Here is a 13,027-nt window from a genome sequence, read left to right as displayed (position 1 = left end):
TATTGATAATTCTATTAAATATAGTGACAAAGAAGAAAAGAAAATTCATATAAACATATTTAAAGATAATAATAATATAAATATTTCTGTAAAAGACAATGGTATAGGAATACCTAAAGAAGATATTCCTAAAATTACGGACAAGTTTTATAGAGTTGATAAATCAAGAAAATATAACAATAGTTTTGGTATAGGTTTATCAATTGCCATGCAAATAATTAAGTTATACAAAGGAACATTTCACATAGATAGTAAAGTTGGAGACGGTACAAAAGTAAGTGTAATTTTTAATGAAAATAAAAAATAAAATTTGAACAGCTCTATATATACAATATTAAATTGTTATTGGGAGCTGTTTTATTATGCGAAAAGATTTTATCATGTATTTAAAGTTATTTTTTATATACAAATTTTTAAGTGCTTTTTGTTAACTACTTACAGTATTTCTTATTGTAATTATATTAATAAAATTAATAGAACTAATTATTAATGTTACTAAAATTGATGATGATAATGAAAAGGATGAAGAAGAAAAAGAGGGAAAACGAGAAATTGGTTTATTGATTATGGGAGGTATAATATTTTTTGTTGGCGTATTTACAAATCTTGTACCACCTTGGGAATTTATAGTATTCTTTATAAGTTACATTTTACTAGGTGCAGATGTGGTTATAAAAGCTGTAAAAAATATATTCAGAGGAAATGTATTTGATGAAAATTTCTTAATGGCCTTAGCTACCATAGGAGCATTTGCCATAGGTCAATATCCTGAAGGTGTAGCTGTTATGCTATTTTATAAAGTTGGAGAAAGTTTTCAGTCCTATGCTGTTAATAAATCTAGAAGATCAATTTCAGCATTGATGGATATTAGGCCAGATTATGCAAATTTAAAAATAAATAATGAAATAAGAAAAGTTTCTCCAGAAGAAATAAACATAGATGATATTATAGTTGTAAAAGCTGGTGAAAAAGTACCTTTAGATGGTGTTGTTATAGAAGGTAAGTCAATGATAAATACATCTGCTCTAACAGGAGAATCACTACCAGTTAAAGTAGAGAAGGGCAGTGATATTTTATCAGGTTCCATAAACAATAACGGAGTTTTAGAAATAAAAGTAAATAAAAGATTTGAGGAATCAACAGTTTCCAAAATTTTAGATTTGGTGGAAAATGCAAGTAGTAACAAGGCTGAAACTGAAAACTTTATTACTAAGTTTGCAAAATACTATACACCTGTAGTAGTTATAGTGGCTTTAGGTCTTGCTATGATTCCCCCATTGCTATTTAAAAATCCATGGAATGATTGGATATATAGAGCATTGGTATTTTTAGTAGTATCTTGTCCTTGTGGTCTGGTTATTTCAATACCTTTGGGATTCTTTTCAGGAATTGGAACAGCATCTAAAAGTGGATTACTTATTAAAGGAAGTAATTATTTAGAATCATTGAGCAAAACAGAAACTGTTGTATTTGATAAAACAGGAACACTTACAAAGGGAGTGTTTAAAGTAACAAAAATAAACAATGAAGATTTTGTATCACAAGAGGAACTTTTAGAATTTGCAGCATATGCAGAGTATTATTCAAATCATCCCATAGGTTTATCAATAGTTAAAGCTTATGAAGAGGAAATAGATAAAAATAAAATAAAAGATTACAATGAAATATCTGGTCACGGTCTTAGTGTTACAATAAACAATAAAAAAGTACTAGCTGGAAATGACAAGCTAATGAAAAAAGAAAATATTAAATATGAAGAAATAAATGAAGTAGGAACAATAGTTCATATAGCAGTACAAGGAAAATACTATGGCTATATAATTATTTCTGATGAAATAAAAGAAGACTCTAAAAAAACCATAGAAGGCTTAAAAAATATAGGAGTTAAAACGCTAGTTATGTTAACTGGCGATAGTAAAGAAGTTGCACAAAATGTAGCAAAAGAACTAGGTATAAGTTCAGTAGAATCAGAGTTGTTGCCAGATGAAAAAGTAAAAAAAGTAGAACAATTGTATAAAGAAAAAAGTTCAAAAGGCGTTTTAGTATTTGTTGGTGATGGAATAAATGATGCTCCTGTACTTGCTATAGCTGATGTAGGTGTGGCTATGGGAGGGCTTGGTTCAGATACTGCCATAGAAGCAGCTGATGTAGTAATAATGAATGATCAGCCATCAAAACTAATAGATGGTATAAATATTTCAAAAAGAACACAAAAGATTGTATGGCAAAATATAATATTAGCTTTAGTTGTAAAATTTATAGTACTTTTCCTAGGTGCAATAGGATTTGCAAATATGTGGGAAGCTGTGTTTGCTGATGTGGGAGTTACATTAATAGCCGTCATAAACTCCATGAGAATAATGAATTATAAATTAAAATAAAGAATATAACCACAGAATTATGAGGATTCTTTATATGAAAGTTCTTTTATAGAATTCTTAGTTACTTAGTACATTTGCATAAAGTAGTATGATTATAAAGAACACCCCCAATTGTTTATGGAAATTTCCTGGCATTGGGGGTGTATTTTATAAGTTTTATTTATTTCTATAATATCATATATCTAAAGCATCTTAATAAGTTCTTCCAATCCTTCAGATAAAGCTCTTGCACGTTCAAAATCAGTATTCTTTAAAGCAGATGCAATCTCCATCTCAACTGACTTTTTCTTTTCTTCAATTTGTAAATAATCCTTATCAAAATGATTAGCATAAATCATTTTTCTAAACTTTCTCATACTCATTTTTCTAATCGTCTTATCTTCAATAAGTAAAACATAATCCACACAATTAACTATAAAATGATAATCATGAGAAATCATCAAAATAGCACCTTTATAATCTGCGATAGCTTTTTCCAGAGCCATTTGTGAATAAATATCTAAGTGGCTTGTAGGCTCATCCATCAAAAGCATATTTGCACAACTTGCAGAAACCTTAGCCAGCTGAAGGATATTCTTTTCTCCACCAGATAAATATTCTATCTTTTGTGTAAGTATATCTGCATCAAAACCATATTTTCCAACATATCTTCTAATCTCACCATAAGTTTCAAATCCCACGTCATAGAACTCTTGAAGTATGGTATTAGACTCATTTACTGCTTCACCTTGCATTTGAGATAAATAAGACATTTCAATATCTTCATTTATTTTAATAGCCTTGTTATTGTTTTTAAATATTTCTTTTAATAAAGTAGTTTTCCCAACACCATTTGTACCAACAATAGCTACTTTATCAGTAGATTTTATTTCAAAGTTAACATTTTCTAAAAGAACTTCATCAAATGATATACTAAAATCTTCAACTTTCAAAGCAACAGTTTCTTCAATTTCATTTTTTGTTTCTAAATTGATGTATGGCTGTTTAATATCAACAAATGGAGCTTTAATTCTATTAGCTTCTAATCTTTCTTGTATTTTTACTCTAGCCTTTAAAGCTCTACCTCTAGAAGCTTCTGCATTGTAAGTTGCTTTTTCTCGCAGTATTTCAATTAAAGCTTCATTTCTAGCAATTTCTTCCTCATCAGCAATAGCAAGCTCTTGCATTTCGATTTTAGTTTGAAGAAGAGAGTAGTTATAATCAATATATCTTCCATCAAATTCTTGAATCTCTGTATTTTCCAGATGTATAATTTTGTTAAAGCAATGGTTTAATAAATATCTATTGTGCGTAATAACTAAAATTGTTTTCTTGTGAGAATTAATTAAATTCTTAAGAGCATTAAGATTTTCAAAATCTAAAAATACATCTGGCTCATCCATAATCATTAAATCTGGAGAATTCAGCATTTCTTTAATTACTTGAATAAGTTTAAATTCACCACCACTAAGCTCAGATATCATTTTATCTTTATGCTTGCTTAAATTTGCAAGATTTAGCTTCTTATTAATATTGCTTTCATAGTTATCTCCATCAATTGCTTCAAATGCATCTAAAGCTTCTTGGTACTTTTCTAGTAAAGTCTCAACATCATCAGAAGTTCCCATTTTTTCACAAAGAGATGATATTTCATCTTGTAGCTTAATAAATGGTTCAGCTATATATTGGAACACGCTCGTTTCCTTTATTTTATCTACTTGCGAGAACTGGCTTACATACCCAATTCTACAACTTGGATCCATTTCCAACTTCCCATGGAACATATATCTTTCTGGATCCATTATTATATCTATAAGTGTACTTTTTCCGCTACCACTTGCGCCTATAAAAGCACAGTGTTGACCCTCTTCTAATGTAAATGAAACATTATTATATAGATCTGTTTGCGGGAACGAGTAGGACAAGTTGTCAACTTTTATCATATTTATTACCTCTCTTTATCATTTAAAAAGAGCCTATAAAAATAAGCTCTTCAATATATTATCAATCGTAATTTCCCAATTGATTGTATATATAGTAACGACATTCTTTTTGATTTACTTTTGATAGCATAACATTTTTTAGGACTAATTTCAATTATTTTATATTATTACTATAATATTAGCTTTTATAATAGAGATAATAATGTGAAACTCTGCTAAAATTATTATTATAATGAAAATTTTGGTAGAAAGGATCAATCATATGATGGCACTTGAAGGAATAATATCTTTATTTTTAATAATTAGTGTGGGAGTTTATGCTAGTAAAAAAAATATAATAACAAAAGAAATTAATAAAGGTTTAACAGACTTACTTTTAAATATAAGCTTACCTTTTTTAATAATATCTTATTTTAATTTAAAATTTAGTGATGAGATAAAAACAAATATAATAATATGTACACTTTATAGTGGAATAACACTAGTTGTGGCTATAATAATATCTAAACTTTTACTAAAACCACTAAAAAAAGAAGATAAATATATAATTCAATTTTCAAATGTATTTTCAAATTGTGGATTTATGGGATTTCCAATTATAGAAGGTCTATATGGTAAAGAAGGATTAGTTTATGCATCTATATTTAATGTTTTATTTACTATATTTATGTGGACTTATGGAGTAGGTTTGTTCACAGGAGGTATTAACAAGAAAAATGTAAAAAAAGTGTTTGCAAATCCTTCTATTGTAGCTGTTTTTATTGGAATAATTATTATGGTATTTGGAATAGAGATTCCATCAATTATAATGAAGCCAATAGAAATGGTAGGAGGAATTACTTCTGCACTTTCTATGATTATTGTCGGTGTGATTTTGTCCAATGTAAATTTTAAGGAATATATGAAGGATATTTCTTTGTATTACGGAGTGTTTTTAAAACTTTTGGTTGTACCTATTATAGTATACCTTATCATGGCTGCTCTTCCAGGTCCTACAAAGGTAATGAAGATTATTGTATTACTTCATGCTATGCCAACGGCTGCTATGTTGCCAATTTTTGCTGAAAGTTTTAACAAAGATAAGGAATATGCGTCGGTACTATTATTTATGAGCACTTTATTTTGTGTAGTTACTTTTCCTGTGGTACTTTTAATTGTAGGGCAGTAGAATCAAAGAATTAATTCATGTGAATCTAAATGTATGAGATACAGATATGATTTATGATATAATACCTAAGTAAATATAATGATTTTGTTAATACAAATGATACTTAGAGGTGAAATACATGAGTAATTTAGACAATGACATATACGAATTTAATAAAATAGATGCTTATAACAAATTACAAGAAGCAGTACAATATTTTTGTGGAGAGAATAAAGAACAAAATTTTGATAAATTTATGGTTTTATGCAAAATGTCAGCTCTTCAAGATAATTCCCATAGTCAATATATAATGGGTATTTTTTATGAGGATGGAATAGAAGGATTGGAAAAATATTTCCAAACAAAAATAGAAGCAGATGAAAAGTATTATAAAATGACAAATAGTAAAAAAGCTATGAAGTGGTATGAAAAATCAGCAAATCAAGGATATAAAGATGCACAATATGCTCTAGGAAATATGTATTTTAAAGGAATAGATATTGATGTGGATTATGAAAAAGCTCTTTATTGGTTTAAAAGCTCTAAGACAGAGTTTGCTTGTTTTTATGTTGGATACTTGTATGAAAAAGGATTAGGTGTAAATCAAGACTACAACAATGCAATTAAATGGTATGAAAAATCTGCAAACCTTGGAGACTCAAATGCAGCTTATAATTTAGGTGTTATGTATAAAATGGGTCAAGGTACTGAGATAGATTATAATAAAGCCATAGAGTGGTATGAAAAAGCAGCTGAGAAAAATAATAAAAATGCCCTTTGTAACCTGGCTATGATGTATAGATATGGTGAAGGTGTAGAAGTAGATTATAATAAATCCATAGATCTTTATAAAAAAGCTTCTAAGCTTGGAAGTGAAGTAGCTATGTATCAATTGGGATATATGTATAATCAAGGCATAGGTGTAGATGTTGACTTTGAGCAAGCTAGAATATGGTATGAAAAATCTGCAAACTTAGGATATTCTGATGCTCAGTGTAATTTGGGGTATATTTATCAAGAAGGACTGGGAATAGAGAAAAACTACGAAGAAGCAATAAGATGGTATGAAAAAGCTATAGAGCAAAATGAATCAATTGCAAAAAGTAATTTAGCAGAAATGTATATTTTGGGACATGGAGTGGAAGTTGACTATGAAAAAGCTTTAGCTCTTTATGAAGATGCCTTAAATGATGCTAGAATCATAGATGATGAAGAAGAAATATCTATAGTCTTATTTAATATCGCTGAAATGTACGAAAAAGGCTATGGAATGAAAGTTGACTATGAAAAAGCAAGAGAGCTATATGAGGAGTCTGCATCTTATGGTCTAGAAGAAGCTATAGAAAAACTTGATAATTTAAAAACTAAAATTAAAAATAATACAACAAATTAGAATTGGTGACAACTAAACCATTAAATAACAAATAAGTTTTCATAAAATATAGAAACAAATTGACGAAGATAATCATATATTGATATAAATAGGTATGCATTTAATGCCTATTTATATCAATAACAAGTTGGTGATATAATGTATAATTTTAAAAGTTTAACACCTGAAAATGGATTAGATTACAATAATCTAGAAAATGCTAGACAAAATAATTATTGTTGGTCAATGAGCGAACTAGATGATTATATATATGTAGGTACCGGTAGAAATATATTACTTGTAATTATTCAAACTTATTTTGGAGATTCTCTAAATATACCAACATCTATATATGTTCCAAATCAAGACAATAAAGCTGAAATTTGGAGATATAAAAAAGACTGTCCAGATTCTTGGCAAAAAGTGTTTACAGTTGAAGATGAAAGAGAATATGGATTTAGATATATGGTTAATTTTAAACCTTTCAACGGAAACCCAGCTCTTTATGCCGCATCTGCCGCTACAGAGGGATATATGCAAGTATATAAATCTGTTAATGGTACAGTGTGGGAAAAAGTATTATCTGATGTTAAACCAAATAGTACTATAACTGGAACTTCATCAAGAGCTATGGTAGTTCATAAAGACAAGTTATATTTAGCAGCAATAGATGAAACTGGTCAAGGTCCAGAGACTTTGTTGTATAGTAGTAAAGATCCTGAATTCTTCCCTTGGAAGCTGGAAACACCAGAGGGTACAAATCCAAATAAAAACCCTCAAGGTGGAATAACAAATATGGCTGTATTTAATAATCGCATATACGTGGCAACAAGTACAGAAAATGGTATTCAAGTATGGAGAACTAATAAAGAGGAGCCTAAAGTTAATGATTGGACACTAGTAGTAGATAATGGCTTTGGTGATGAAGATAATGTATATCCATTGAGCATGGGAGTGTTTAAAAATCATCTATATGTTAGTGGAACTAAAGAATTACCTTTAGCATGGGCTATACCAAGAGGTTGCGATATAGTAAGAATAGACAAATATGATGATTATGAAGTTGTAGTAGGTCCAAATAGTGTATCTGGAATTTTGTCAGGATTCTATAATCCATTTAACGTATATGCTTGGCAAATACAAGAATATAATGAAAAACTATTTATAAGTACCTTTGATGACGCTACAAATATGCAACTTATATTAGAATTACTATTAGCTAATAAAGATAATTTACCATTACCAGAATTTATAGTAGATATTTTAATAGAAATATATGAGTTAGTAGTAGAACTATTAAATGTATTTAAATATCCTTTTGGATTTAATTTATATGTATCGAGAGATGGACTAGATTTTGAACCAGTTTTCTTAGATGGACTGGATAATAGATATAATTATGGTGGAAGAATACTATATGTAGATAGTGAAGATGATTTATATATAGGTACAGCAAATCCATATCAGGGATTAGAGGTTTGGAAAGCTTTCAAGTGTAAATATAATTGTTGTAATAATAACAATGAATATGATTTTGAAGCAATCAAAGAAGAACTTGAAAAACGATTTATTAAATTACGACCATATAAATCTCAAATTCAAGAGTTTTTACAACCAATGTTTACTAGATATAATTTTAGAAAATAGCGCGTCAAGTAACTTTATGACTTGATACCATCGCCAAAAGTAATAACGTTTTTGACAGTTTATATCAAGAACTATTATCGTCAAGTATATTATATAAATTTAAAGCGTACATGAAATATATCAAAATGACAAAGGCAAAATATGTAATAAATTAAAAAAGGAGTCTATAAGTCTCCTTTTTTAATTAAAAATAATAACTTACCTTAATTTATACAAAATTAGTTTTTATAGAATACTCATTTTGTACAAAACAATTACTAACCATAATCATTTTCTAGAATTTATCTAGTTTTTTTACCATATAATTTTGCATCTAGCTCACAAGAAATTGCCAAATTATATATGTATGCATTTGACACTTCAATCAGCATTTTTTCTTCTAATTCTTTAGATAATTTTATCTTGCCTATTTTCATTCCATACTCCATTACATAGCTTCTTATATCTTCTATACCATTCATATTGTAATAGTTTAAGCCCTCTGGAGCTATCTCGTATTTATCACTTAATAATTGATAAAAAGTTCTTCCTCCAAATAAATCTGCTAAAAATCTAGTATAAGCATAAGCAACTACAAGTTCTGGATTGCTATCACTTATTTCTTTCATTCTTTCTACAAAAGCTACTGTGGAAGCTAATAACTCGTATTTTTCTCCTGCAAAATATTTTAAATCTTTCTCTATTAACTCGTATCTATAAAGCTCTTTTGTTGAAAATTCTTTTACTACTTCATTATCTAAATTATTTTCAATAGTATCTTCGATTGCCTTATACATAGCACTTAAATTAAATAAATATTCTGCATAGCCTTCTTTTGATGCTGTTCCATCTACTATTTTTTTTATAAAACCTGTATGTTCAGATGCTTCGTGAAGAGCCCATGAACCTTGTTTCATTTTCATCATCAATTCCATAAATTTACCTCCAAAAATATTATTGTCATAGACTATTATTCCTAAAAAACATATAATTTTTCATTAATATGATATTTTATTAATATAACTTTTCTATCTAACAAAAAGTTTGCTTTATTTGAGCGACTTATTTGCGCAACGAGCAAGTGAAATACTTCATTTATGAAAAATTGATAATCATTCCATCAACAATATATCCTAATTACCACTTTAAGCTACTGTGTAGGTGCTATTAAAACCACCTTACTTAAAAAGAGATGTCTCTTTTAATGATAAAAAAATCATTTAGAGACATCTCTTTTTATACTATTTTTTATTTTGGTATTTTTTCTTTTTATATTCATATTCAGGTATTGTAGTAGGAATAACAGTTACAGGAGTACCTGCAGGGCCTTGTGGACCTATAGAACCTTTTGGTCCGGCTGGGCCAATTGGCCCTGTTTCACCTTTTGGTCCTTGTGGTCCAGCTGGTCCTTGTGAACCAGTATCTCCTTTAGGACCCATTGGACCCATTGGTCCTGTTTCACCTTTTGGTCCTTGTGGACCCATATCTCCTTTAACTCCCTTACTTGATGCTCCAGGTATTCCAGGAGCTCCAGAAGGGCCTTGTGGACCTATATCACCTTTATCTCCCTTAGGACCTTTTGGACCGGCTGGGCCCATTGGTCCCATTTCACCCTTTGGTCCTTGTGGACCCATGTCTCCTTTTTCGCCTTTTGGTCCTTGTGGTCCAGTTGGTCCTTGTAAACCAACACAACTAGCTTCATTACATAATGGGTTAATATAAACTTCTTTACCTAAGTCTACATATTGAATAGAACTTAATTTAATATAAATAGGACCTTTTCCAGAAGAAGTTTTGCCCATAACAGCACATTGATTAACTTGGCAAACTTTTAATCTTAATATACAATCGCTTCCCTCTAATTTTAACCCCACAGTTCGCCCAATAGAGCAACATAAAATATTAAAAATTTGAAAATCTCCACAGTTTAAAGGAATTATACACATAGGGCAAGATGATGAATCCATTTTACCAGAGCAGTAAACTTTTTTATTTTTACAAGCTTTATCTGCGTTTAATTCCTTACATGAAGACAAATTGCAAGAATTACATTTGTTTGTACAGTTTTTGTCCATAATATTACACTCCATGTTGATTATTTTTAGTAGAACTTCTACGTACTATATTTATATGATAAAAATTATAAAATGGCACAGTGATGATAATATTTAAAGGATATATTAAATATAGGAATAAGCGATTTTATGTAGAACTATACATATAAGACACTCTAGATCTAAAAATAGACTAAATATTTAAAGATAGATTACTATATATTATTTGGGGTGATTATATGATTAATAAAACTAAAGTAAATGAAGATGAAAAGATAATAAAAGATATTTGTAAAAAATTAGATAAACTAGTAGACAGCATAGTACATATAGATCCAAACTTTACATATATAGGTTCAAAAAGAAAAGGTTATTACAGTATTTATAATAAAAATAACTATGGCAAAAACATACATTTAAACTTGAATTTCAGATTGTATTACCCAGACAAAAAATCCTTCTACTATTATAAAGAAGCTAAAAATTTAAAAGGTAAAGATTTTAATAAATACATAGAATACAAGTACAATGATAGTAAAATACTTTATGCAAAGATAGAATGGTTTTCTGTAAATCCCACAAGAAAGGGTATAGGAAGTAAGATTATAGGTAGTTTTATTAGCTTATTAAGGAGCATCGATGATATTGAGTTTATTTTACTTACACCTAAAAATGATGCAGCTAGAAGTTTTTGGTCTTCAAATAAGTTTGTTTGCGAGGATTACGACCTGCTTATCGACAAAAGAGTAAAAATCTCTGCTTGTAAGAGATTAGTTCATAAACTTTAAATTTATTATTATAATATATCAATTTATAAGGGTGTATCAAAAATGGTACATCCTTTATGATTACTAGAAAGATATAATAAAAATGCCCATTTTTAGCATTGCGAACATTTGTTCTTGTACGGTAAAAATAGCATTTTTTAACTTTAACATAGTTTTTGTTTACATAATAATATTACGGCAACTTTTTGTTTTAATCTAGAAATATTTAACACTGAATAATAAACTAAAAAAAGATAAAACTAAATTAATAGTCATAATTTAGTTTTAACCAAGGAGAGAAATATATAAATGCATATATTAAACCTAAATACAAAGAAAATAACCAAAAATATAGATGAGATTCACTTTAATGAGGATTACCACTTTATCATATGTAACCCCTGGGAGTTAAAATTTTTCAAAAACACTTTAAAAATAAATAATCAAGCTTATAAAAACTGTCTTTCTTATCATGAAAAAGTAAGTGTAAATATCTTAGATGATTATATATTTTTTACTTTAGCTAATTTTCAAATAAACGAAGAAGATATCCTAATAGAGGAGATAAACATCTTCTTATCAGAGAAATATATTCTTATTCTTATAAGGAAAAAAAACGATGTATATGAGCAAATAAAACAATTAATGCGTGAAAATTTCTATTATAAATCAAACCTAACCTTATCTTTATTCACTATATACTCTAGTATTCTTAGAATCATCATCTCTAATCAGTTTGAGAATTTGGAAAGGGTAGAGGAGATAATACTAGAAATAGAGGATGATATTATAAATGAAGTAAATGAGGATATATCTAGCAAGATAAGTCATGTAAGATCCATATGCAGATGTTGTGTAAAAAACATCAGGCCTTTAACGTATATGATGGATACACTACTGAAAGATGGCATGGAGTTTTTCTCAAAGGAAAAGACTAGAAATAACTATTTGGAAAAGGAATATGAGAAGCTTTTGCAGGGACTAGACTTATCTATAGATAAACTTTATAGTTTTTCTTTAAGCACTAGAGAATTGGCAGATAAACTATTAGATATATATTCTTCAAAAGTTTCAGAGAAGACAAATAACCTAATAACCAGGCTTACGATTTTTACAGGTACTGCTGTACCCATAAGTATAATTACTGGTATATATGGTATGAACTTTAAATACATGCCTGAGTTAACTTATGAATATGGATATGGAATTACTATCTTAGTTATTTTATTAATAATAATTATAAGTTTTATTATTTTTAAAACAAAAAAATTTCTGTAATATTAATGTACAATGTGGAAATTATTGATATATAACATAAAAAGTTGCCATAATATTATTATGGTAACTTTTTAATGCTTAATTATTTGTTATTTTTATATTTTTTAATAAAAACGGCGTATAACGCTTTAAATCGGAATTTAAGCTAAAATTATACTTTTTAATATAAATACATTGTAACGTTTATTAACACGCCTTAAATCGCCATTAAAAAGGTTCGATTTCTTTTGTAATTTTACTTTTTTTACATAAAGTTGACATAATTACATTATATTAACTTCAACTCTTTTTTATACACAATAATACAAATTTAAACATTGAACTTGCACAGATAATTTCTCCATAAAAAAACAACGTCAAAAAATTAATTATAATTATTGTTATTTTTAAACTTATAAATTTCCTTTAAATAATAAAAATAATATTTTTTCTTTTCCGACTTACTCAAAGTAATTTTCTTTTAATAATTTCATGATATAC

Annotated in this window: 10 protein-coding genes; 7 read left to right on the top strand and 3 right to left on the bottom strand. The window is 28.2% G+C overall.

Going from position 1 to position 13,027, the window contains the following annotated elements:
• Positions 1 to 307, top strand: a 307-nt coding sequence (locus QX51_RS10465; RefSeq protein WP_039679864.1) for a sensor histidine kinase, incomplete at its 5' end; no start/stop codon positions are given.
• A 259-nt stretch (positions 308 to 566) separates the two neighbouring features.
• The gene (locus QX51_RS10460; RefSeq protein ID WP_082007828.1) at positions 567 to 2,381 is read left to right on the top strand and encodes a heavy metal translocating P-type ATPase; all 1,815 of its coding nucleotides are present in this window, start codon (positions 567 to 569) and stop codon (positions 2,379 to 2,381) included.
• Positions 2,382 to 2,563: 182 nt separating this feature from the next.
• Here the strand turns inward: QX51_RS10460 and QX51_RS10455 are convergent, their stop codons facing one another.
• Positions 2,564 to 4,303 (bottom strand): ABC-F family ATP-binding cassette domain-containing protein, encoded by a 1,740-nt coding sequence (locus tag QX51_RS10455; RefSeq protein WP_039679863.1) that lies wholly within the window; start codon positions 4,301 to 4,303, stop codon positions 2,564 to 2,566.
• 232 nt (positions 4,304 to 4,535) lie between these two features.
• On the opposite strand from QX51_RS10455, the gene QX51_RS10450 reads away from it, so the two are divergent.
• The 3 genes from QX51_RS10450 (at position 4,536) to QX51_RS10440 (ending at position 8,469) form a co-directional block, all read left to right on the top strand.
• Positions 4,536 to 5,471 (top strand): AEC family transporter, encoded by a 936-nt coding sequence (locus QX51_RS10450; protein ID WP_242842725.1) that lies wholly within the window; start codon positions 4,536 to 4,538, stop codon positions 5,469 to 5,471.
• A gap of 118 nt (positions 5,472 to 5,589) precedes the next feature.
• Complete coding sequence (locus QX51_RS10445; RefSeq protein ID WP_052232994.1) at positions 5,590 to 6,843, top strand: tetratricopeptide repeat protein; 1,254 nt, start codon at positions 5,590 to 5,592, stop codon at positions 6,841 to 6,843.
• 138 nt (positions 6,844 to 6,981) lie between these two features.
• Positions 6,982 to 8,469 (top strand): hypothetical protein, encoded by a 1,488-nt coding sequence (locus QX51_RS10440; RefSeq protein ID WP_039679862.1) that lies wholly within the window; start codon positions 6,982 to 6,984, stop codon positions 8,467 to 8,469.
• Positions 8,470 to 8,750: 281 nt separating this feature from the next.
• Here the strand turns inward: QX51_RS10440 and QX51_RS10435 are convergent, their stop codons facing one another.
• Both QX51_RS10435 and QX51_RS19515 read right to left on the bottom strand, forming a co-directional pair.
• Complete coding sequence (locus QX51_RS10435) at positions 8,751 to 9,383, bottom strand: biliverdin-producing heme oxygenase (RefSeq protein ID WP_039679861.1); 633 nt, start codon at positions 9,381 to 9,383, stop codon at positions 8,751 to 8,753.
• A 306-nt stretch (positions 9,384 to 9,689) separates the two neighbouring features.
• Positions 9,690 to 10,523 (bottom strand): collagen-like domain-containing protein, encoded by an 834-nt coding sequence (locus tag QX51_RS19515; protein ID WP_052232993.1) that lies wholly within the window; start codon positions 10,521 to 10,523, stop codon positions 9,690 to 9,692.
• Between the two features lie 218 nt (positions 10,524 to 10,741).
• On the opposite strand from QX51_RS19515, the gene QX51_RS10425 reads away from it, so the two are divergent.
• Together QX51_RS10425 and QX51_RS10420 are read left to right on the top strand one after the other, a co-directional pair.
• Positions 10,742 to 11,290, top strand: a complete 549-nt coding sequence (locus QX51_RS10425; RefSeq protein ID WP_039679860.1) for a hypothetical protein — start codon at positions 10,742 to 10,744, stop codon at positions 11,288 to 11,290.
• Positions 11,291 to 11,578: 288 nt separating this feature from the next.
• A complete protein-coding gene (locus QX51_RS10420; RefSeq protein WP_039679859.1) occupies positions 11,579 to 12,547 on the top strand; it encodes a CorA family divalent cation transporter in 969 nt (322 codons plus the stop codon).
• The last annotated feature ends 480 nt before the right edge of the window (positions 12,548 to 13,027 follow it).

The organism is Terrisporobacter othiniensis (assembly GCF_000808015.1).
Taxonomy (GTDB): Bacteria; Bacillota; Clostridia; order Peptostreptococcales; family Peptostreptococcaceae; genus Terrisporobacter; species Terrisporobacter muris.
Note: the sequence above shows the minus strand (reverse complement) of the source record. Positions and strands in the feature narration are given on the sequence as shown.